The organism is Cognatishimia maritima, from assembly GCF_900129685.1.
In the GTDB taxonomy this organism is placed as follows: domain Bacteria; phylum Pseudomonadota; class Alphaproteobacteria; order Rhodobacterales; family Rhodobacteraceae; genus Cognatishimia; species Cognatishimia maritima.
In genome coordinates, this window is sequence record NZ_FQWM01000003.1 from 217,192 (window position 1) to 238,362 (window position 21,171).

The following is a 21,171-nucleotide window of genomic DNA, read 5'->3' on the forward strand; positions in this document are numbered from 1 at the left end:
TCAAATTCTAAAACCAGTTTGCAACCGGTTGCAAAAACTGTATCGTGGGATTCGAAAACTCGCAATCCCCATTCGGCAGAATGCCCAAAGACGAAGAAAGTCGCCCGATATGACGACAGCAACTGACACCATCCAGTTGACCACGGCTCAGGCCATTATTCGCTGGCTCTCGAACCAATTCATTGAAATCGACGGGCAGGAAATGCGCGTGTGCGGCGGTGGGTTTGGAATCTTTGGCCACGGCAATGTGACCTGCCTTGGGGAAGCGCTTTATAACCATCGTGAGGAACTGCCGCTTTACCGTGGTCAGAACGAACAGGGCATGGGATTTGCGGCGGCTGGCTATGCCAAACAATGGCTGCGTCAGCGTTTTATGTTCTGCACGGCCTCTGCCGGTCCGGGGACATCTAACCTGATCACCGCAGCGGCACTGGCCCATGCGAACCGCCTGCCCATGTTGCTTTTGTGTGGCGATGCTTTCCTGACCCGCCTGCCCGACCCTGTGTTGCAGCAGATGGAAAATTTCAACGACCCGACCTTTGGCGTAAACGACGCCTTCAAACCAGTTGTGCGTTATTGGGACCGCATCACGCACCCGGCGCAGATCATTCAATCTTTGCCAGCGGCTTTGGCGACATTGCTTGATCCAGCAGATTGCGGCCCGGCCTTTCTGGGTCTGCCACAAGACGTTCAGGGCTGGACCTATGATTTCCCGGCTGTGTTCTTTGAAAAGAAAGTGCACCGCATTCGCCGCATTTCGCCGGATGAGGCAGAGATCGCCGATGCCATCGCGGCGCTGTCCAAAGCCGAGCGCCCGATGATCATCGCAGGCGGCGGCGTGCAATATTCTCGCGCGGTGGAAGAATTGACCGCCTTTGCTGAGAAACACCAAATTCCTGTGGTCGAAACCATCGCGGGCCGCGCCAATATGGTCGCGACCCATGATCTGAACATCGGCCCGATTGGTGTGACAGGGTCTGACAGTGCAAACAACACAGCCGAAAAAGCTGACGTAATTGTTGCCGTTGGCACCCGGTTGCAAGATTTCACCACCGGATCCTGGACAGCCTTTGCCCAGGACGCACAGCTGATTTCTATCAACGCTGCGCGCCATGATGCGGGCAAACACCGTTCCCTCCCGGTGGTAGGCGACGCAAAACTCAGCCTGAAAGCGCTGGATAAGGCGCTGGACTATATGGCCCCGCAAAGCTGGACGGATTTCGCCAAGGCCGAGCGCGTGAGATGGGATGCCTATGTGGCGGAGAATGTCGCCCATGGGAACCGCCCGAACTCCTATGCTCAAGCGATTGGCGTTGTGAACGAACTGTGCGATCCGCGCGACCGCGTTGTCGCCGCAGCGGGGGGCCTGCCTGCCGAAGTCACCGCCAACTGGCGCACTTTGGATATCGGGACGGTGGATGTGGAATTTGGCTTCTCCTGCATGGGCTACGAGATCTCCGGCGCTTGGGGCGCACGTATTGCCCAAGCCGAACGGGAACCGGATCAAGACACCATCGTCTTTATTGGCGACGGGTCTTACATGATGATGAATTCGGACCTCTATTCATCCGTTCTAAGCCGAAAGAAGCTGATTGTTCTAGTGCTGGATAACGGCGGGTTTGCGGTCATCAACAAGCTGCAGAACAACACCGGCAACGAAAGTTTCAACAACCTCTTGGCGGATTGTCCGACAATTCCAGAAGCGTTCGGTGTGGATTTTGAAGCCCACGCGGCCTCGCAAGGCGCAATCGCTGAAACAGTGTCTAATCCTGCGGAACTCGGCGAAGCGTTCAAACGCGCCAAAGCCAGCGACCGCAGCCATGTGATTGTTATGAAAGTCGACCCCTATGAGGGCTGGACCACCGAAGGCCACACATGGTGGGAAGTCGGCACGCCGCATATCACCGACAGCGAGCGCGTGCGCGAGGCGCATCTCGATTGGGAATCCTCCCGCAGCAAGCAGCGGAAGGGCGTCTGAATGAGCGACCTGATCAACGCCATCAAGACCCGTAAGTTTGTGGTCTTTGGCCGGGCCGGTATGGATATGTTTGCCGACCCAGTGGGCACGAAATCGGAACACGCCGAGGTGTTTCGTGCCGATTTGGGTGGCTCCTCCGCAAATATCTGTGCCGGTCTGGTCAAATTGGGCTGCGAGGCGGCTTTGGTGACCTCTGTGTCTGATGACGCTGTGGGCCGATTTGCGACCAACCGGCTAAAGCATTACGGCGTCGACACCACCTATGTGCGGCCCGAAGGCGGCGAGGCGCGGACCTCATTGGCGATTTACGAAAGCTGCATCGAAGACTTTCAAAATGTGATTTATCGCAATGGAGCAGCAGATTTCCAAGTAACCGAAGAAGACGTTGATCGCGTTGACTATTCGCGCTTCTCAGCCTTGATCACGGCGGGAACCGTCTTTGCGGGACAGCCTTCTCGTGAGGCGACCTTCAAAGCCTTTGAAAACGCCAAGGCGGCGGGCCTGCCGGTGATTTTTGACATCGACTACCGCCCCTATTCCTGGCCTTCCCCTCAAGTGGCCGCAGATGTTTTGACCCGCGCCGGGGAAGCCAGCGACATGATCGTCGGCAATGACGAAGAATTTGGTTTTATGGCAGGTGGCATCGACAAGGGCCTCGCCATGGCCAAGGAGCTGTCCCAAGACGGGCGATTCATTATCTACAAAATGGGCCATGAAGGCGCGGTCACCTTCTTTGAAGGTCAAGAAATCCGCACCGGCATTTATCCAGTGACTGCCGTCAAACCCAATGGCGCGGGAGACAGTTTCATGGCGGGCCTCCTCGCCGGGATCGCAGAAGGGCGTGACCTGAAGGAGGCCATCCTGCGCGGCTCTGCTTGTGCTTCTATCGTGGTCAGCCAGCCCGGCTGCGCCCCTGCGATGCCAACCCCTCAGCAACTTCAAGATTTTCTGGCCGCCCATGACGGCCCTACTGACGCATAAAGGACCAGCGACATGCATATCGCGCCACATGACAACCAGAACAAACCTATTGTCGACGCCGAGGACGCGCTGGTTCCCTTGAATTATTTCAACATCGTGAAGCTAAAGAAGGGTGAGTCATTTGACTATGCTGTGCCGGGCTATGAGACCTGCATCGTGCCAGCGACCGGCACGGTGGACGTCGAAGTCGAAGGCGCAAGGTATCCGGCGCTCGGCAATCGTGTCGAAGACGTTTGGGGCGGCGAACCCGAAGGCGTTTACGTGCCGGTTGGTGCCAAAACCCGCTTTACCTGCGTAAGCGAGGAGACCGAGGTTTTCATCGCCGGTGCAAAATACGACAAGGTGCTAGAGCCGTTTGACGTGCGCGAGGCAGAGATTGATCTCGTGCAATATGGCTCTGACGACACAAAAACACACCGTAAAATCAAACACATCCTTGGCACGAAATACCACGACAAGGTGGGCCGCCTGCTGGTGAGTGAACTCTTTACCGTGGGCGAAGGCGGCTGGTCAGGCTTCCCAAGTCACAAGCACGACACGGACCGGTGGGACGAGAATGGCGAGATGATCGAAAGCCGCCATGACGAGACCTATAATTTCCGTTTCAAACCCAACTATGGCTCTGGCATGCAGATGTTGCAGCGGGCGGATAATGAACCGGGCGATGCCTATCACATCATGGATGGATCGACGATTTGCATCGACAAGGGCTATCACCCCTGCGCCGTGCTGCCCGGTTACCAAATGTATTACTTCACCATTCTGGGCGGGTTAAGCCAGCGCAGCCTGAAGCAATATTTCCAACCTACCCATGCCGCGCAGTTGCATACGATCCCGGGCATCATGGACATGGTGGCAAAGTTTAAATGAGCCTAGTTACACTTGCAGACGTTCTGCAACCCGCGTTGAAACAGGGCCATGCGGTGGCCGGATTGGTCACGCTTGGCTGGGAAGAAACCCGCGCTTATGTGGCGGCGGCTGAAGCCGAAGGCGTGGCTGTGATCTTGCAGGCGGGTCCCAGTTGTCGCGCGCACACGCCCCTGCCAATCCTTGGGAAAACCTTTCGCTATCTGGCCGAACATGCCTCGGTTCCTGTCGTCGCGCATCTGGACCACGGCTATACGCTGGAAGAGTGCAAAATCGCGCTCGACAGCGGGTTTACTTCGATCATGTATGACGGCTCGCGCAAGCCTTTGCAGCAGAACATTGATGAGACAGCGGCGATTGCCGAAATGGCCCATGCGGCCGGCGTGTCCTGCGAAGGTGAGATTGGCTTTGTTGGCTATTCTGGTGGTGAGCAATCGGCTGGTACGAACCCTGATGAAGCTGCGCAATTCGCGCGGGACACGGGTGTTGATGCCATGGCTATTTCCGTGGGCAATGTGCATTTGCAGCAGGATAAGGACGGCGCGGGGCTGGACGAACCTCGTATCCGCGCGATCGAAGCCCTGACGGATGTACCTTTGGTCATTCACGGTGGCTCCGGTGTGCCGGTGGCGCAGCGGACGCATTTGGCGCGGACCTCGGCGATCTGCAAGTTTAACATCGGGACCGAGCTGCGCATGGCCTTTGGCAACGCCCTGCGTCAGGCGGTGAACGCTGACCCGGATCGCTTTGATCGTGTCAGCATTCTGAAGGAAACACATGATCCGGTGATGCTGGCAACGCGCTCAGTCCTACGCGCTTTCAAAGCCGCGCCCAAATAGGAATAAGCGGCGAGCGACCTACCATTTTTGCAAGCCTCCGAAGTTGAATCGATCCCAATTGGTCCAAAGTTGGTGGCTGTGTCGTTTTGGGCTAGAGAATATGGCCGTTTGCTTCCAGCGAATTCAGCAATGTCGCTTTCGAGGTTTGCAGGTGGCGTCTTGCGGCCTGCTCTGCCTGATCCCAATCCCGGCTTTTTAGCGCATCAATATAGGCGAGGTGTTCCGAAATGGCGGCCTCGTTTCGAAGCCGTTCATCTGATTTATTCCATTGAAAGTGATAGTGGAAAATCAACGATATAACTTTCTGAAACTGCTTCACAAATCGATTGGTCACAACGCTATTCACAGTTGTGTGGAACTGTTCGTTCAACTGCGAGAAGTCGTGAAATGATGTTTCGATGCGTTCCAAAAGACTTCTGTGTTTGCGCTCCAACTGTTCAATTTGGCCCCAAATTTCATGCGCTTCAGGCAGTGCAATAAGGTGCTTTACAGAGTTGAGTTCCAATACCGTCCTGAAATCTGACAACTCCACTGCGTAGTTTGCAGTGAAACCATTCAGCACCCAGCCGCCTTTCGGTCGGCGATGAACAATCCCAAAGCGATTAAGCGATGACAGAAACTCTTGCAGAGTATGTGGCGCAACACAAAAGTCTTTCGCCAGCTGCGTAACATTCAGAACCTCACCCGGAGGGACGTCCATACGCAGCACCCAATCGAGAAAGCGATTCTCAAGCTCATCAATACTGATCAATGTGGGCGGCGGCGATAGAAAGTCGGACTTTCGCGGGGCACGATTCAATAATCTCTTCCTGCCAGAGAGAGTAATAATGCCTTCCTCGTGAAACCGACTCAAAACGCTGCGCACCACAGTCCTACTGACGCCCAGCAGATCGGAAAGACTGTTTTCAGACGGCAGAGTATCTGATATTTCTATTTTTTTACAATGTGTTAATAGCATATTGTGTGCGTTCACAAAACGCTCATTTGTACGCGCCATTTCATCCACTCCCACAAAGCTTGAGAACCACCTTATCGCTGTTTTTTCAAATGTTCAAAAAAATTAAAAACATTTGATAGCAGCGACGCGCTATTCTTAGGTTTATTATTATTAAAGACATAAAGGTGTCACCGGTCAATGTCAGCCATTCGTCAAACGGACCAAGTATAGCGCCGCAAGATGGGTGGAATTCATCAATCGGCCGGCAAAGCACCTCGGGAAATCATCGAACGAATTGTTCAACTAGGAGGAGAAGAAGATGAACACAGCGAAACGAGTATTGCTCGCGACAACCATGATGGCTGGCGTTGGCATGACGGCGAGCGCGGTCTCGGCTGCCGATATGGTGGCGCTATTGCTGCCTGAAAACGTCAACCCACGCTGGGAGCAGCAAGACGCCGCGGCGTTTGTCAGCACAATGGCCGAAATTGCGCCAGACGTCGAAGTCGAAGTCTATAACGCGGGCAATGACACCGCGACGCAGCAGCGTCAGGCGGAACAGGCGCTGACGCAAGGAGCGAAGGTTCTGGTCGTTATCCCAATCGATGGCGAAAGTTCAGCAATTATTGCGGATACCGCCGCCGAAGAAGGTGTGCCAACTATTGCATATGACCGCATGATCAACTCGATGAACACCACGTTCTGGGTTCAAGCTGATCTTGAAGGTATGGGTTTTGATCAAGCCACCCACGTCATCGAGAATACCAAGGATGGCGATACGCTTGTCCTCCTCAAGGGGTCTCCGACTGATCCAAACGCGGCCGTCATTCACAATGGTCAAGTGCGTGCGCTGACACCCTACTTTGAAAGTGGCAAACGGATTATGGGGTACGAAAACTGGACACCAGGTTGGGATCCGGCAATCGCGCGCCGTTCTATGGACCAGGCACTGACTCAGCTTGAAAACAATGTTCAAGGCGTCGTTTCCTCCAACGATGGTAACGCTGGCGCAGCAGTGGCTGCTCTCGAAGAACAGGGTATGGCTGGGACAGTGCCAGTGTCTGGCCTCGACTGCACCGTACAGGCGCAACAGTTGATGCTGCTCGGTAAACAGACCCAGTGTGGTTGGCGCCCGCTTGCAGATATGGCCGAAGCTGCTGCCAAGGTCACAGTCCGGTTGCTGAACGACGAAGACTTCTCTGATCTGGCACCAGACAAGGTGACCAATGGCGTTGGTGCCGAAGTCGCATATGTGCCTGTCGGCTCCTATTCCGCGGTCGGTGACGAAGGCGTTGCATATGTGATTGAGAACGATCCTTCGATCACAAAAGATATGATCTGTCAGGGCGAGGCTGCCAAAACAGCATTCTGCATGTAACCGGAGAGATTTATGTCTCAGACTAAACAATCAATGGGGCCAACGGCCCCATCCCCTCACTTACGCGTAAGTGACATTCACAAACGTTTTGGTGGTGTTCACGCTTTGAAAGGGGTCAACTTCGAAGTTGCACGTGGCGAGGTAATGGCCCTTGTCGGAGACAACGGTGCCGGAAAATCGACACTAATGAAGGTTCTGGCGGGGGCGCACACTGCAGACGAAGGGCAGTTTTTCATTGATGAAGAGGCCGTGTCAGTTAACTCTCCCCATGACGCAAGTGATCTTGGAATCCAAATTGTTTATCAGGATCTTGCACTTTGTGAGAACTTGGATGTTGCGGCAAACCTGTGCCTCGGTGCGGAGCCTATTAAGCCCGGGTTTTCGTTTCTTCCACGATTTTTGCGCCCATTAGACGACCTTGAAATGGAAGTCAGAGCGCAAGAGGCGATCGATAGACTGCAGGTGAAAACGCTGAAATCCGTTCGCGCAAAGGTCGGCGGTCTTTCAGGTGGTCAACGGCAGGCGATTGCCATTGCAAGGGCCGTCGGCGCAGATGGGTCCGTTGTGATGCTAGATGAACCGACCGCAGCGTTGGGAGTCGCTCAGACACGGCAAGTGCTCGACGTTGTCAAACGGCTGCGCGACACGAACCATGCGGTTGTCTACATCTCCCACAATATGCGGGACATTTTCGAAGTTGCCGACAGGATATGCGTGTTGCGCCATGGCGCCAATGTCGCGACCTGGAACAAAAATGACGTCACACCAGATCAAATTGTCAGCGCAATGACGCGTGGCCTAGACAAAGAGGCACAGAATGCAGCCTGAAAATAAAGTGTCGCTGGTCGGCCGCTTGCAAGCCATGCGTGAAACCCGTTTTGGTGCGTTCGTTCCAGTGCTTCTGGCACTGGCAGCGATATGGATCTACTTTGGACTGGCCGTTCCGCTATGGGAGTATTGGGGGGACCCAGACGCCCAAAGCATGCGTTTCATTTTCTTGAGTCCACGAAATATCTATAACCTTTTCATGCAGTCGGCTGTCATTGCGACACTGGCCGTGGGCATTACCGTGGTGCTCCTATTGGGCGAGATTGACCTATCTGCCGCAGCGACGGCAGGCGTTTGTGCGGCGCTTCTTGGTGTCCTTGTTCTCATGGGTGTTCCCGCTCCATTTGCCTGTCTCATTGTGATGGCACTGGGCATAGTGATTGGCGCAGCGCAGGGCATTCTTGTGGCCTACGTTGGTATCCCTTCCTTCGTTGTGACTTTGGCAGGATTACTTGGGTTCCAAGGGGTCATGCAAAAAATTCTGCCCACAGGTAACTTGAATGTTGGAGACCCATTTGTGCGTGCCTTCGCGCGGGTCCTTTTGCCCGATGCTTTAGGGTGGGCGCTTGGTATACTTTGCGTGCTTTATTTTGCATGGACCGTTTTGCGCAAGCAATCTCAGCGATCAGCCCGCGGGCTAGAGCTTGACAGCCCGGCGGCGACATGGGGGCAAATCGCCTTCTTCGGAGCTTTGGTTCTCGCAACGGTCGCGACGCTGAATTCCTATCGTTCTGTTCCGATGCTGATCGTGTTGCTCATGGTTATCACCGCCCTAGTCGGTTGGGTCACGACATCAACTCCCTATGGTCGGGCCATTTTTTCGGTTGGAGGCAACCCTGAAAGCGCCAGACGCGTCGGTATTGATGTCAAACGGATTCGCGTTTCTGCGTTTGCCATAGTCGGGCTAATGGCCGCAATCGGAGGCATATTCGGTGCATCGCGATTTGGCTCGGTGAGTTACACGGCTTTCGCTGGGGGCTCCTTGCTTCTTGAATCCATTGGTGCAGCCGTCATCGGCGGAACGTCACTTTTTGGCGGGCGCGGATCGGTTTGGAACGCCATCCTTGGTGCGCTTGTGATTGGCTCGCTTGGAAACGGGCTGGATCTTTCCGGTGCCGGCGCAGCAGACAAGCTTATGTTCTCCGGAGCGATCTTGCTTCTTGCAGTCGCCATTGACGCTGTCTCCCGATCTGGGACGACAGAGCGCTAGAAAGCAAAAATAGCCGCCGCGCGAGGCATCTAAGACTGAGTAGTCAGTTAAGCCACGCGCGGCCCATCTCGTCGTATTTGATGTGGGTCTGCGTGATCGCGCGGACAACACGTTCAGAAAGGTTGGGTAAGTTGGCACACAATCTCGTGAAAATGGGCGTCGTTGAAGCGCCGAATAGGTTCGAAATCCAGCTACGCGAACCCGAAACGGATATCCCCGACGATTGGGTGTTGATTGATATTTGCGCCGTGGGACTTTGCGGCACCGATTATCATATTTACCAAGGTAAACACCCATTTCTGAACTATCCGCGCGTCATTGGGCATGAACTCAGTGGGCGCGTCACCCAAGACACGGGGGCCTGGAAAGCAGGCGACCTGGTGGTGATAAATCCTTACATTTCTTGCGGAGACTGCCGCCCTTGTCATCGCGGAAAACCCAACTGCTGCCGAAACATCGAGGTTTTGGGCGTCCACAGAGACGGAGGCATGGCCCCGCAAATTGCTGTACCAAGCCAAAATCTTTATTCCGCTATAGGGCTATCAGCCATTCAAGCAGCAATGGTCGAATTTCTAGCGATCGGAGCGCATGCCGTCCGTCGATCCGAAGTTACGGAAGGTGACCGCGTCCTCGTTGCTGGGATTGGCCCAATTGGCATTGGCGTCGCTTTATTCAGCCGATTGCTCGGAGCAGAGGTCACGTTGCTTGACCTGAGCGCACAGCGTCTGGCCATGGCCAAAGATCAATTTGATTTTCAGGTCAGCTGCACCTCGATCAGTGAGGCAATTGCCGAGAGTGGCGGTGATGGGTACGATGTCGTTTTTGATGCAACAGGACATGCTGGTGCGATCAACACAGGATTTGAGGCCGTCGCACACGGTGGAACCTATGTTCTGGTCAGTGTCGTCAAGGACGACATCACTTTCAGCGACCCCGAGTTTCACAAGCGCGAGATGCGACTGATAGGTAGCAGGAACGCGCTGCAGTCCGATTTTGATTGGGTCATCTCTGCGATGCGTGACGGATTGATCAACTCCAGTGCCCTCTGTTCAAGCGTTATCACGTTGGAGGAGCTAGCAGAGCAAATGCCAAGTCTTGCCCACGCCAGAGATGATCTTATCAAAGTCGTGGTCGAATTTGGACCTTAGTCGCGCCTTTCCCGCCTACGAAGTTTCACACGAGACCATCAATACACAACGGCTCAGAAAAACCTGAGAGGACCCTTACATGCTACTTGGAATTGATCCTGCACTGTCGCCAGATCTGCTCAGAATACTTTGTGCGATGGGGCACGGTGATGAGATTGTCATCGCTGATGCAAATTTTCCCGCAGAGGCCTGTGCCAAAAAGATTGTTAGGTCCGACGGCGTCGATGCTACGCGGCTGCTTACCTCAATTCTTTCGGTGTTGCCTCTTGATAGCTATGTTGAAGCGCCCGCGATGGTCATGGCTGTGGTGGAGGGCGACCCAGAGAATCCGCCGGTGGTTCAAGAGTTTCAACAGATCATCGACGCAACCGCAAACAGCGCGTGCCAGGTGGCGCCAATCGAAAGGTTTGAGTTCTACCGGCGTGCGACGGAAGCGTTTGCAATTGTTCAAACCGGTGAAAGACGCCTTTATGGGAACATCATTCTGAAAAAAGGGGTCGTGCGTCCGACTTAACCAATGCATCTCCCGGGCGGATCGATCGGCGGCGCATTTCGCCAAGTTTGCCTTAACATCCTGAAAAGCATACCGCGGCGCGCACCATCTAGGGCGTTTTTCTGGCAAAGCGCCGGCGGAACAAATCACCTTTCTCACTTGCGGATCCCCAGAAATTTCAACGGAAAGTGGTCCGTGCTTTTGTGTTCGCAAATTTGATTTTCTGACACCTCAACGGGAACACAATCCGTCTCTGCAAGCAGCGGCATCTTCATCCTCTTGAAGGCAAGGGTTTTGCCAAAGCACGATTGCAATCGCCAAAAATCACAAAATTTCAAACCCTTAGCAGTCAGGCATTAGTCGCTAAGCCGGCAACTCAATCTGTCCTTGCCTTCATGTATACATGTGTGCTTGTATTCAAATAAGGGGATGAAAATGACGAATCCAAAGAACGCACCTGCGAAATCGCAAGATAAGCCGCCCTTCATCGGAGACATCGATCGCTCGCGCCCTATCGGTGCGCAGATCTATGAAGCTGTGCGGTTGAACATCATTCTGGAAAATCTGAAACCGCTGGAGCCGATCAACGAGGCAGAGTTGGCGAAGTGGTTTGGTGTCAGCCGAACGCCTGTTCGGGACGCCTACCTGCGACTGATCGAAGATGGGCTGATCAGCACACAGAACAAAGTCGGGACAATGGTCGCGCCTATGAATGACGCGCGCGTGCGTGAGGGTATCATTATCCGGCGCGCGCTGGAGCGAGAGGTGGTGAAGATCATCTGTACCGGGGACAAAGACCTTCGTGCCCTTGATAAAATCATCGCGCTTCAAAGCGTCGCTGTTTCACATGGCGACTACATCGAGTTCTTCCGACTTGACGAAGAATTCCATGCTGAAATGGCAAACTTAGCCGAGTTGCCGTCTGCTTGGCGGCTGGCGCATTCTGTCAAAGCACATACGGATAGGGCGCGCATTGTGCTGACAAGCAATTTACCCAACCGGATCAACATCGCATTTCAAGAGCACCTTGCGATTGTCGATGCGCTTGTCGCCCGCGATGAGGAATTGGCGCAGGCTTTGGTGACAAAGCATATCAACTCGGCAATCGAAGCGGTAAAAGATGATGCTTGATCAGGATCGTTTCTTCCCCGCTGATCCAACGACGCGCAGTATTGCCCGCCGTCTGTACAAAGAAATCGCTGAACTGCCGCTGGTTTGTCCCCATGGGCACACCAACCCCGCTTGGTTTGCGACAAATGAAAAGTTTACTGACCCGGCAGAGCTTCTTGTCACACCTGACCACTACATTTTACGCATGTTGGTTTCTCTGGGCATTGATCATGCCATGTTGGGCGTCGCTACAAAGGATGGAGCGCCAACAAATATCGATGGGAGACAGATCTGGCGGTTGGTCGCAGAAAACTTCTACCTGTTCCGTTCCACCCCTGTCCGTCACTGGATGGACCACACGCTAGAAACCTTGTTTGGCATTGACGCGCCACTGACCGCATCAAATGCCGATAAAAGCTATGATACCATTGCCGAAGCTCTGCAAACCGACGCCTTTAGGCCGCGTGCGTTGTATGATCGGTTTAACATTGAAGTCATCGCCACTACGGATTCCTGTCTGGACGACCTCCAGCACCACGCAACTGTAAAAGACAGTGCTTGGAAAGGTCGCGTGATCCCCACGTACCGCCCAGATTGCGTCACCGACCCTGACAGCCCGGGCTTTCTTCAATCGCTTGCGGCACTTGGCGACCTCACCGGCGAGGACACTTTTACCTGGCAGGGATTGTTGGGCGCCCATAGAAAACGCCGCAAGCTGTTTATCGAATTTGGAGCAACGGCGACGGATCATGGGCACCCCACGGCCTTGACCTGCGATCTTTCACCAAGCGAATGCAAAGCGCTGTTTGCAGATATCTGCACAGGACGCGCCACGTCGGAGCAAAAAGAACAGTTCCGTGGTCAGATGCTGACCGAAATGGCCCGTATGAGCCTGGAAGATGGGCTTGTGATGCAGCTCCATGTTGGCTCTGTGCGCAACCACAGTACCGAAATATTTAAGCGGTTCGGCCCCGACATGGGCTTTGACATTCCATCGAGGGTCAACTTTGTGCACGCGCTGCGTCCATTGCTGAATGCACATGGACATGACCCGCGCCTGTCGCTGATTGTCTTTACTTTGGACGAAAGCGTCTATGGCCGCGAACTGGCACCGCTGGCCGCAGCTTACCCCTGTTTACGCCTCGGACCAGCTTGGTGGTTTTTTGACAGCCCAGACGGGATGCGGCGTTACCGCGAAATCACAACCGAAACCGCAGGCTACTACAACACTGCTGGCTTCAACGACGACACGCGCGCTTTGCCGTCCATTCCTGCACGGCACGATCTGGCACGGCGCATCGACTGTGCGTTCCTTGCGCGACAAGTTGCGGAAGCACGCCTTGGCGAAGACGAAGCCGCTGAAGTCATTGTGGAGCTCTCTTACCATCTTGCAAAACGGGCATATCGTCTGGGGGAAAATCCATGAAGCACACGTGGCGGTGGTTTGGACCTGCAGACATTGTTAGCATTTCAGACATTGAACAGGCTGGCGCCCACGGCGTGGTCAGTGCATTGCATCACATTCCCAGCGGTCACATCTGGCCGGAGGATGAGATATCAAAGCGCATCCAAGAAATCGGCACACGGCCGGACGGTACAGCGTCCGCGCTAACCTGGGATGTTGTGGAAAGCCTTCCAGTTTCAGAGGACATCAAACGGCGCGATGGGAACTGGCAGCAGCATATCGCAAACTACAAATCGAGCCTAAGAAACCTGTCACGCGCAGGTCTTAAGGTGATTTGCTACAACTTTATGCCCGTCCTTGATTGGACGCGGACGGACCTTGCATGGCGGCTTCCAAATGGGTCGACATGCATGCGGTTTGACCACATCGATTTTGCGGTTTTTGACCTGCTGATCCTGAAGCGACCCGGTGCGGAAGCAGATTTCGATGCCGCGACACAAACGCTAGCGCAGAACCGTTTTGCTGCCATGTCAGACTCCGAAAAAGATGCCCTTACCGCAAACATTATCAAAGGATTGCCCGGGGCGAACCAGACGCTGACATTTGCCACTTTCAAAGATCATCTCGACAGTTATCGGGGTGTTAGCGCCGCGGATCTGAAGGCCAATCTCTTCGCGTTCCTAAATGAAATCATACCTGTCGCAGAAGATCTGGGTTTGCGCTTGTGCTGTCACCCTGACGACCCGCCATTTGGCCTTTTGGGCTTGCCAAGGATCATGTCTACAGAGGCGGACTACAAACAACTTGTTGACGCGTTGGATAGCACCGCCAATGGGATCACACTCTGCAGCGGCTCGCTCGGGGTCCATCCAGAAAACGATCTTGCTGGAATGATGCGGCGGCTTGGACATCGCGTTCACTTTCTGCATCTGCGGAATGTTCGGCGTGAGGGCGAGGCCTTCCCCGGATCGTTTCACGAGGCCGCACATTTGGAAGGCAACACCGACATGGTGGCGCTGATACAGGCCGTGCTTGAAGAAGAGCGGGCGCGCAAAGAGAGCGGCAGACCCGACCACCAAATACCCATGCGACCCGATCACGGGCATCAAATCGGGGATGATTTCAGACGGACCGCTCAGCCTGGATACCCCTATGTAGGCCGTCTGCGCGGGCTCGCAGAGCTACGCGGCATCGAGGCAGCCCTGACCGGGCTGAATGGGCACGGCGGAGAGATCGCATGACTGATGCTTTGCTAAAATTCTCAGACCACAAAAACGATCTCGACTATGATCCAGACGCGCACGCAGTAGGGATCGTACACATTGGAATTGGTGCATTCCATCGCGCCCACCAAGCTGTCTATACAGACGATGTCCTCGCCAAATTCGGCGGCGACTGGCGTATTTTGGGAGTCAGCCTGCGCAGTGCTGAAACGGCCAATGCTCTTAATGAACAAAATGGCCACTATCATCTGGTCATAAGACCCAACGACACCGAGGAACCGCAGTTCAGGGTCATCCGTTCTGTGGCCGGTGTCCTAGCTGCCGCCAACGGCATCGACCCCATCGTCGAAGCCATGGCGCAGCCAAACGTGCGCATTGTGAGTTTGACCATTACGGAAAAGGCCTATTGCCTGGAGCGTGCGACAGGGAAACTTGACGTTTCTGACCCGGCAATTGCCCATGATTTGAAAAATCCAGATGCACCGCGTTCAGCCGTCGGGCTTATTGTTCGTGCCTTGCAAATCAGACAAGCCCGAGGCCTTGATCCGTTTACGGCAATGTCTTGTGATAATTTGCCTGACAATGGGCTACTGTTGAAAAAAGCGGTTTTGTCCTTCGCCCAATGTGTTGACACCAAACTGGCGAATTGGATCGAAGAAACGACACGGTTTCCAAGCACAATGGTGGATCGCATCACACCCGCAACCACCGATGCCCTTATCTCAGAAGTCCAAACATCGACCGGGATATCTGATCGCGCACCGATCGAGACCGAGGCGTTCTCGCAATGGGTGATCGAAGACAGCTTTAGTTCCGGACGACCTGCGTGGGACTCGGTTGGCGTGATGTTTACGCGCGATATTCGACCTTATGAAGAGATGAAATTACGCATGCTGAATGGCGCCCATTCGCTTATGGCATATACAGGATTTCTTTCGCGCTGCCGCTATGTCCGAGACGCAATGTCAGACACACGCATTGCTGCGCTCATTGAAATGCACATCCGGGCCGCTTCGCGGACGTTGGCGCAAATTGATGGTGTGGACTATGAGCAATATGGCCGAGCGCTGATCAATCGCTTCAAAAACCCAAACATCGCGCACGAAACCTACCAAATTGCCATGGATGGAAGCCAGAAGATGCCGCAGCGCATTTTCGAGCCTGCGCTTCATGCTTTGGAGCACGACGGCGATATCCGCACCTTTGCCTTCGCGACAGCCATCTGGATCAAGTACCTGATCGGTCGGCACGACGATGGCGACTCTTACGCCCTGCGTGATCCAAGGGAAGCAGAGTTTGCTGCGCTTTGCACCCTGCACTCTGACAATGCTGAAGGCTTGGTCAAAGCAATTTTCGACCTTCCCGATCTTGTCCCTGCGCAACTCGCCCAGAGCCTTAGATTTCAAGAGATGGTTCAGTCGAAGCTCGTCAAGATCATGCGCCAAGGCATAACCGAAACCATAGAAGACATGGTGGGAGATAAAAATGGCTAGCAACACCCAAAATAGGGACGCAAATTCCCCAATGCGACTGGCTGTAATCGGGCTGGGCATGGCGTCAAAGCCCCATCTCGCTGCGTTAAAGCAACTGTCTCAAGACGTTGTTGTTGCAGGAGTTTATACGCGCAACCCGCAACGTCGTGCTGACGTTGCGCAGGAAACCGGATGGCCCGCGTTTTCGGACATTCAGTCGATTTGCGACGCAAAAGACATCGACGGAGCCATCGTAATCACCCCTCCGAACGCGCGGAAAGACATTGTTGCGCCACTCGCCGCAGCGGGCAAACACATTCTGATGGAAAAGCCGGTTGAGCGCACATTGGCAGGGGCGGCGGAAATTGTGCAAATCTGCGAAACCGCAGGTGTGACGCTTGGTGTCGTTTTTCAGCACCGTTATCGGTTGGGGGCGAAGACCCTGACAGACCTGGTGCGATCAGGAAAACTTGGCCAAATTTACCTCGCGCGCGTCACGGTTCCATGGTGGCGTGACCAATCCTATTACGATCATGCGGGCCGCGGGAGCTACGAATTTGACGGCGGAGGCGTCCTGATCACACAGGCCATCCATGTCCTTGATCTGATGCTAAGCCTGACAGGTCCTGTCAAAACAGTCTCCGCTCTCGCAGGCACAACCCCTCTGCACAAAATGGAAGCCGAAGACTTTGCAGCCGCCGGATTGCGATTTGCGTCTGGTGCGCTTGGCTCGATTGTCGCGACAACTGCCAGCTTCCCCGGCGGCGCAGAGTCGCTCGAACTCGACACAGAACATGCGTCGGTGCGGCTGACCGCAGGTGAATTGGTGGTTCATTGGCGCGATGGCCAAATCGAAAAAACCGGCGAAGTGACCGGCACGGGCGGCGGCAGTGATCCAATGGATTTCCCCTGCGAGTGGCACAGAGATTTGATCGCAGATTTTGCAGCGAGCTGGCGCAATGGCGAAGCGCCTCTGATCACAGGCCGAACCTCGCTTGAGGTGCATCGCCTGATTGATGCAATCGAGCGTTCCGCAAAAAGCGGATGCCGAGAAACGGTCGAGGGCCAGACATGAAACCTTTAAAGTTTGCAGCCATCGGGCTTGACCACAGACACATCTACGGCATGACAAAGGGCATGATTGACGCCGGTGCTGAGCTGTCCGCCTTTTGGACAGAGGGCACGCCCGGACCACTGGCGGGGTTCTTAAAGCGTTTTCCCGATGCGAAAAGAGTGCCCGATCTGGCACAGATATTGGAAGATCAATCCATCTCGCTTGTTCTTATCGCCGCCCCTCCTGCCGAAAGAGCGGTTTTGTCCATTCAGGCGATGCTGCACGGCAAAGACGTGATGATGGACAAGCCGGGGTGCCTGACGCCTGAGGAACTTGAGCAGATAGAGCACTGCATTCATTCCACCGGCCGCATCTGGAGCGTCAATTTTTCCGAGCGTTTCGAAGTCCCTGCCATCACACTTGTTGACAAATTGCTCGCCGAGGGACGCATAGGCGACGTTGTTCATACTCTCTCCGTTGGCCCACACAGATTGAACGCACATATGCGTCCCGATTGGTTCTGGGACCCAAAGGATTACGGCGGCATTCTAGGAGACATCGGGACCCATCAGATAGACCAGTTCTTGCACTTTACAAAAGCAACTGACGCCACCGTTACGCGCGCAACCGTGGGTAACTTCAACACGCCGCAGCATCCTAGATTTCAAGATTTTGGCGAGATGAACCTGAGCAGTGCAACGGCACAAGGCTATGTGCGGCTCGACTGGTACACGCCGGACGCGGCCCCAAACTGGGGCGATGGTCGGCTGACCATATTGGGCACCGAAGGTTACATTGAAATTCGCAAATACATGGATATTGCGGGACGCCCGGGTACAGACCACGTCTTCCTAGTGAATGGCTCCGAGTGCACCTACTTGGATGGGTCCGATGCCGGCACCCCCTACTTCGTGCGTCTGCGCAATGACATCGAGAATCGCACTGAAAGCGCCTGCCCACAGGATCACACACTGCGCGTGATGCGGTTGGCGCTTGAGGCACAGAACCAAGCAATCAGGCTTGGCAATTTGGCAAACGAGCCAACCTAGACATTGAAAGTGGAGGAGAGACTATGAAGATGAAACATATGATTACCGCAGCGCTGACCTCGATTGTTATGGCCAGCCCTGCGCTCGCAGATTGGCCCGAAAAGCCAATTCAGCTGATCGTGCCTTGGGGCGCGGGCGGGGCAACTGATCAGGTCACACGGGTTGTCGCGTCCGAGCTTGAGGAGGCGCTTGGACAAAGCATTGTGGTCGTGAACCAACCGGGTGCATCTGGCTCGATTGGCAGCCAAGCCGCTTGGGACGCGCCGCATGATGGCTACACCTGGACGGCGGGTGCCGCAAAGGACCTTGGGACATATGCCGTGACCGGCAAAATGGACACCTCGATCAAGGACTGGGACCTCTATCTGAACTCTGCTTTGGCCAGCGTCATCTCGGTCCCTGCAGATTCTGACATCGACACGATCGAAGACTTTGTCGAAGCCTTGAAAGCGGGCGGTTTGTCTGTTGGAACGTCGGGCGTGAACTCGGCGGGTCATTCGGCCATCGAAGCGATCTCCAATGCCGTTGGCGGCAGCTATATCCACGCCACATATGACGGCGGTGCGGCGGCAGTTCTGTCAACGGTCTCGGGTGAAACTCAGGCCACCACCCAGCTGATTTCCGAGCAAATCGATATGCTGCGTGGCGGTAAACTGAAGCCCATCGCGATCTTGTCGGATGGGGACGCGGATGTGCCCGGTGTCGGCGTTATTCCGTCTATCTCTGGCAGCCTGCCGGATGTGCCGGTTGCGCCGATCTACTTCGGTATCTTCGTGCCCGGTGACGTGCCAGAAGACGTTTCTGCCAAAATTGACGCGGCTTGGGCAGGCCTAGCAACTTCTGAGGCTCTTGCAGAGTACACCGAAGGTCGGGGGTCACTGATGACGGTTCACTCTGGCGCAGAGGCGCAGGAGAAAGTCTGGTCTTCTATCCAGTTGAATGCTTGGTTGCTGCATGACGCCGGAACCTCTGTGACAAGCCCAGAAGACCTGGGAATTCCACGTCCATAATAATGGTGGGCTGCCCTTGCCTTGGGCAGCCCTTTTCCAAGGGAGGAGAGCGACATGACAAATCACGCGTTGGATCGGATCTCTGGATTGGTCTTATGCGGCTTGGGGCTGTTCGTGGTCTTTGGCGCATGGTCGATGCCGCGATTTGAGGCGCAGGGCGCGTCGATTTATCAGGCACCCGGACTCACGCCAGCGCTACTTGGAGCGGCACTGGCCCTTTGCGGTGCATTGCTAGCCTTTCGCAAAGCGCGTGCCGATGGCAAGTCGCATAGCTACTGGGACGCAATCGCCGGAACACCTCAGAACAGAAAACGCGCGCTTGCAGCACTTGCCCTTACGCTATCATACGGCGCGGTGCTCTTTGGCAACGTCCCCTTTCTGCTTGCAACCTTCCTCTTTGTTTTTGGCTTCGTCATCACCTTTGAGCATTGGTTGAGACCAGAAGAACGCGCGCCGCGCCATATCGGCAAAACGATCGGTATTGCCAGCCTGCTGGGCATATCAACGGCCTTCCTGTGCCAGTACCTGTTTCAGACGCTTTTCCTCGTGCAACTTCCGTAGGTAAATATGCCTGACTTCTCAGCTATCCTTACAGCTTTCTCTGCGGCCCTTTCGCTTGAGATGATGTTGATCACCATATGGGCCACGATCCTCGGGATCGTCTTCGGGATGCTGCCGGGGCTTACAGCGACTATGGGTCTTGCTTTGCTGACCACGCTGACATTCAAGATGGAAAGCGTCGCGGCCATCACTGCCCTTCTCGGCCTTTATGTTGGCGCGATCTATGGCGGCAGCCGCACGGCAATCATCCTGAACATGCCAGGCACGCCTGCAAGCGCGGCGACATCGCTGGACGGCTACCCCCTTGCCCGCCAATCCCGCGCCCGAGAGGCGTTGGGTCTGGCGACAATCGGTTCGTTTTTTGGCACGATGGTGGGGGTTATCCTGCTGCTCTTTACTGCACCGATCCTGGCCGATTACGCGTTGAATTTCGGGTCTTACGAATTCTTCTGGCTGGCTCTTTTTGGAGTCGTCATTTCAGGACGCTTGACCGCCATGGATGACCCCCTCAAGGGATGGATAGCGGGTTTTCTGGGGCTGATCATCGCTATGATTGGTCAGGAACAAGTGTTTGCCTATGCACGGTTTTCGTTTGATATCAAAGACCTGACAGGTGGCGTCAGCTTGATCCCGGCCATGGTGGGGGCCTTTGGATTGGTCGAAATCCTGTCCAGCATCTCAAACTCAAAGACGCCGAAGCTGTCGCAGAACAAAGGACGGCTGCTGCCTCAGGCGCGCGATCTTACAAGCAACGCGGGCACCATCGGGCGCTCTGGACTTGCGGGTACATTGATGGGGCTGATCCCCGGCGTCGGAGAGGACATCGGCGCATGGGTGTCCTACGCCATCGCTAAGCGCTTCAGCCGTTCCAAAGAGCTGTTTGGTAAAGGATCGACAGAAGGGTTGATCGCGGCCGAAACCGGCAATTCAGCCGCGGTTCCGGGTGCAATCATACCGGTGTTGACGCTTGCGATCCCCGGCTCTGCACCCTCTGCGGTGCTTCTGGCCGCCCTTGTCATCCACGGTGTTCAACCCGGACCTCTGATCATGCTGACGGGTGCTGATATGGTCTATAGCGTGGTCGCTGCTATTGTTCTCGCCGCTGTCGTTATGACAATTGCAGGTGTCTTGCTGACGACGCCCCTATTGATGGTGCTGCGTATCCCACGGGAGCGCCTTCTTCCGATCATATTTGTGCTTTGCACAGTGGGCGCTTTCGCGATCGCGTCACGACCATTTGACGTCTGGACGATGCTAGCGTTCGGGGTGATCGGATTTGTCCTGAAACAGCTTAACTTTCCTATGGCTCCTTTGGTACTGGGTCTTGTGCTGGGTGAGTTGCTGGACAAAAGCCTGCGCAGAGGCTTGATACTGTCAGAGGGCTCTTTAGAGCCATTCTTCACACGCCCGATCAGCGCTGTGCTGGCGGCAGCGACCATAATCAGCATTCTGTTGCTGGTGCTTCCGTTGTTTCGAAAGCAAGCCGCGCAGAGGTAACGCGCGGCTGGTTGCCTTAACAAGAGAACATGTTTTGCGGCGCTCTCAGTAACATGAAAGCACCGGTGCAGGCTCTCTTTGGGCGCACACATTTTGTGTCGCCGCTTATCATGTTCTTTATGACTGCGCTG

At 54.9% G+C, this 21,171-nt stretch carries 19 protein-coding genes; 18 read left to right on the forward strand and 1 reads right to left on the reverse strand.

Translation table 11 applies throughout. From position 1 onward, the window contains the following. The first annotated feature begins 109 nt into the window (after positions 1 to 109). The 4 genes from iolD to BUA39_RS09585 are packed head-to-tail and all read left to right on the forward strand — an operon-like array spanning position 110 to position 4,665. The gene (gene iolD / locus BUA39_RS09570) at positions 110 to 1,978 is read left to right on the forward strand and encodes a 3D-(3,5/4)-trihydroxycyclohexane-1,2-dione acylhydrolase (decyclizing) (protein ID WP_072792984.1); all 1,869 of its coding nucleotides are present in this window, start codon (positions 110 to 112) and stop codon (positions 1,976 to 1,978) included. Then, on the forward strand, positions 1,979 to 2,959 hold the full coding sequence (iolC, locus tag BUA39_RS09575; RefSeq protein WP_072792985.1) for a 5-dehydro-2-deoxygluconokinase: 981 nt from the start codon (positions 1,979 to 1,981) through the stop codon (positions 2,957 to 2,959). Positions 2,960 to 2,971: 12 nt separating this feature from the next. Continuing rightward, positions 2,972 to 3,829, forward strand: a complete 858-nt coding sequence (locus BUA39_RS09580) for a 5-deoxy-glucuronate isomerase (protein WP_072792986.1) — start codon at positions 2,972 to 2,974, stop codon at positions 3,827 to 3,829. Continuing rightward, positions 3,826 to 4,665 carry a class II fructose-bisphosphate aldolase gene (locus tag BUA39_RS09585; protein ID WP_072792987.1) on the forward strand — a complete coding sequence of 280 codons (840 nt, stop codon included), beginning with the start codon at positions 3,826 to 3,828 and terminating at the stop codon, positions 4,663 to 4,665. The genes BUA39_RS09580 and BUA39_RS09585 overlap by 4 nt, the downstream gene beginning before the upstream one ends. 91 nt (positions 4,666 to 4,756) lie before the next feature. On the opposite strand, the gene BUA39_RS09590 is transcribed toward BUA39_RS09585, so the two are convergent. Further along, a complete protein-coding gene (locus BUA39_RS09590) occupies positions 4,757 to 5,662 on the reverse strand; it encodes a GntR family transcriptional regulator (protein WP_072793045.1) in 906 nt (301 codons plus the stop codon). A 259-nt stretch (positions 5,663 to 5,921) separates the two neighbouring features. Here BUA39_RS09590 and BUA39_RS09595 point away from each other — a divergent pair, with 259 nt between their 5' ends. The 14 genes from BUA39_RS09595 (at position 5,922) to BUA39_RS09660 (ending at position 21,040) form a co-directional block, all read left to right on the forward strand. Then, positions 5,922 to 6,980, forward strand: coding sequence for an ABC transporter substrate-binding protein (locus tag BUA39_RS09595; protein ID WP_072792988.1), 1,059 nt, complete (start codon positions 5,922 to 5,924; stop codon positions 6,978 to 6,980). A gap of 12 nt (positions 6,981 to 6,992) precedes the next feature. Beyond that, positions 6,993 to 7,808: an ATP-binding cassette domain-containing protein gene (locus BUA39_RS09600; protein WP_072792989.1), complete on the forward strand. Its 816-nt coding sequence runs from the start codon at positions 6,993 to 6,995 to the stop codon at positions 7,806 to 7,808. Further along, complete coding sequence (locus tag BUA39_RS09605; RefSeq protein WP_072792990.1) at positions 7,798 to 9,018, forward strand: sugar ABC transporter permease; 1,221 nt, start codon at positions 7,798 to 7,800, stop codon at positions 9,016 to 9,018. The genes BUA39_RS09600 and BUA39_RS09605 overlap by 11 nt, the downstream gene beginning before the upstream one ends. Before the next feature lie 92 nt (positions 9,019 to 9,110). Beyond that, positions 9,111 to 10,166 carry a zinc-binding alcohol dehydrogenase family protein gene (locus tag BUA39_RS09610; RefSeq protein ID WP_242648573.1) on the forward strand — a complete coding sequence of 352 codons (1,056 nt, stop codon included), beginning with the start codon at positions 9,111 to 9,113 and terminating at the stop codon, positions 10,164 to 10,166. A 79-nt stretch (positions 10,167 to 10,245) separates the two neighbouring features. After that, complete coding sequence (locus tag BUA39_RS09615; RefSeq protein WP_072792992.1) at positions 10,246 to 10,680, forward strand: RbsD/FucU family protein; 435 nt, start codon at positions 10,246 to 10,248, stop codon at positions 10,678 to 10,680. A 414-nt stretch (positions 10,681 to 11,094) separates the two neighbouring features. Then, positions 11,095 to 11,790, forward strand: a complete 696-nt coding sequence (locus tag BUA39_RS09620; RefSeq protein ID WP_165610514.1) for a GntR family transcriptional regulator — start codon at positions 11,095 to 11,097, stop codon at positions 11,788 to 11,790. Beyond that, positions 11,780 to 13,195 carry a glucuronate isomerase gene (uxaC, locus tag BUA39_RS09625; protein WP_072792994.1) on the forward strand — a complete coding sequence of 472 codons (1,416 nt, stop codon included), beginning with the start codon at positions 11,780 to 11,782 and terminating at the stop codon, positions 13,193 to 13,195. Before BUA39_RS09620 ends, uxaC begins: the two co-directional genes overlap by 11 nt. Then, positions 13,192 to 14,415, forward strand: a complete 1,224-nt coding sequence (gene uxuA, locus BUA39_RS09630) for a mannonate dehydratase (protein ID WP_072792995.1) — start codon at positions 13,192 to 13,194, stop codon at positions 14,413 to 14,415. Before uxaC ends, uxuA begins: the two co-directional genes overlap by 4 nt. Continuing rightward, a complete protein-coding gene (locus tag BUA39_RS09635) occupies positions 14,412 to 15,890 on the forward strand; it encodes a mannitol dehydrogenase family protein (protein ID WP_072792996.1) in 1,479 nt (492 codons plus the stop codon). Before uxuA ends, BUA39_RS09635 begins: the two co-directional genes overlap by 4 nt. Next, a complete protein-coding gene (locus BUA39_RS09640; protein WP_242648574.1) occupies positions 15,883 to 16,944 on the forward strand; it encodes a Gfo/Idh/MocA family protein in 1,062 nt (353 codons plus the stop codon). The genes BUA39_RS09635 and BUA39_RS09640 overlap by 8 nt, the downstream gene beginning before the upstream one ends. Then, positions 16,941 to 17,972: a Gfo/Idh/MocA family protein gene (locus BUA39_RS09645; protein WP_072792998.1), complete on the forward strand. Its 1,032-nt coding sequence runs from the start codon at positions 16,941 to 16,943 to the stop codon at positions 17,970 to 17,972. The genes BUA39_RS09640 and BUA39_RS09645 overlap by 4 nt, the downstream gene beginning before the upstream one ends. A gap of 29 nt (positions 17,973 to 18,001) precedes the next feature. After that, positions 18,002 to 18,982: a Bug family tripartite tricarboxylate transporter substrate binding protein gene (locus BUA39_RS09650; RefSeq protein ID WP_207546215.1), complete on the forward strand. Its 981-nt coding sequence runs from the start codon at positions 18,002 to 18,004 to the stop codon at positions 18,980 to 18,982. Between the two features lie 54 nt (positions 18,983 to 19,036). Next, on the forward strand, positions 19,037 to 19,543 hold the full coding sequence (locus tag BUA39_RS09655; RefSeq protein WP_072793000.1) for a tripartite tricarboxylate transporter TctB family protein: 507 nt from the start codon (positions 19,037 to 19,039) through the stop codon (positions 19,541 to 19,543). A 6-nt stretch (positions 19,544 to 19,549) separates the two neighbouring features. After that, positions 19,550 to 21,040 (forward strand): tripartite tricarboxylate transporter permease, encoded by a 1,491-nt coding sequence (locus BUA39_RS09660; protein WP_072793001.1) that lies wholly within the window; start codon positions 19,550 to 19,552, stop codon positions 21,038 to 21,040. Positions 21,041 to 21,171: the final 131 nt, after the last annotated feature.

Excerpts from the sequence above, each read along its gene's own strand:
- iolD (WP_072792984.1), top strand. The coding sequence starts at position 110 with ATGACGACAGCAACTGACACCATCCAGTTGACCACGGCTCAGGCCATT.
- iolC (WP_072792985.1), top strand. The coding sequence starts at position 1,979 with ATGAGCGACCTGATCAACGCCATCAAGACCCGTAAGTTTGTGGTCTTT.
- BUA39_RS09580 (WP_072792986.1), top strand. The coding sequence starts at position 2,972 with ATGCATATCGCGCCACATGACAACCAGAACAAACCTATTGTCGACGCC.
- BUA39_RS09585 (WP_072792987.1), top strand. The coding sequence starts at position 3,826 with ATGAGCCTAGTTACACTTGCAGACGTTCTGCAACCCGCGTTGAAACAG.
- BUA39_RS09590 (WP_072793045.1), bottom strand. The coding sequence starts at position 5,662 with ATGGCGCGTACAAATGAGCGTTTTGTGAACGCACACAATATGCTATTA.
- BUA39_RS09595 (WP_072792988.1), top strand. The coding sequence starts at position 5,922 with ATGAACACAGCGAAACGAGTATTGCTCGCGACAACCATGATGGCTGGC.
- BUA39_RS09600 (WP_072792989.1), top strand. The coding sequence starts at position 6,993 with ATGTCTCAGACTAAACAATCAATGGGGCCAACGGCCCCATCCCCTCAC.
- BUA39_RS09605 (WP_072792990.1), top strand. The coding sequence starts at position 7,798 with ATGCAGCCTGAAAATAAAGTGTCGCTGGTCGGCCGCTTGCAAGCCATG.
- BUA39_RS09615 (WP_072792992.1), top strand. The coding sequence starts at position 10,246 with ATGCTACTTGGAATTGATCCTGCACTGTCGCCAGATCTGCTCAGAATA.
- BUA39_RS09620 (WP_165610514.1), top strand. The coding sequence starts at position 11,095 with ATGACGAATCCAAAGAACGCACCTGCGAAATCGCAAGATAAGCCGCCC.
- uxaC (WP_072792994.1), top strand. The coding sequence starts at position 11,780 with ATGATGCTTGATCAGGATCGTTTCTTCCCCGCTGATCCAACGACGCGC.
- uxuA (WP_072792995.1), top strand. The coding sequence starts at position 13,192 with ATGAAGCACACGTGGCGGTGGTTTGGACCTGCAGACATTGTTAGCATT.
- BUA39_RS09635 (WP_072792996.1), top strand. The coding sequence starts at position 14,412 with ATGACTGATGCTTTGCTAAAATTCTCAGACCACAAAAACGATCTCGAC.
- BUA39_RS09640 (WP_242648574.1), top strand. The coding sequence starts at position 15,883 with ATGGCTAGCAACACCCAAAATAGGGACGCAAATTCCCCAATGCGACTG.
- BUA39_RS09645 (WP_072792998.1), top strand. The coding sequence starts at position 16,941 with ATGAAACCTTTAAAGTTTGCAGCCATCGGGCTTGACCACAGACACATC.
- BUA39_RS09650 (WP_207546215.1), top strand. The coding sequence starts at position 18,002 with ATGAAACATATGATTACCGCAGCGCTGACCTCGATTGTTATGGCCAGC.
- BUA39_RS09655 (WP_072793000.1), top strand. The coding sequence starts at position 19,037 with ATGACAAATCACGCGTTGGATCGGATCTCTGGATTGGTCTTATGCGGC.
- BUA39_RS09660 (WP_072793001.1), top strand. The coding sequence starts at position 19,550 with ATGCCTGACTTCTCAGCTATCCTTACAGCTTTCTCTGCGGCCCTTTCG.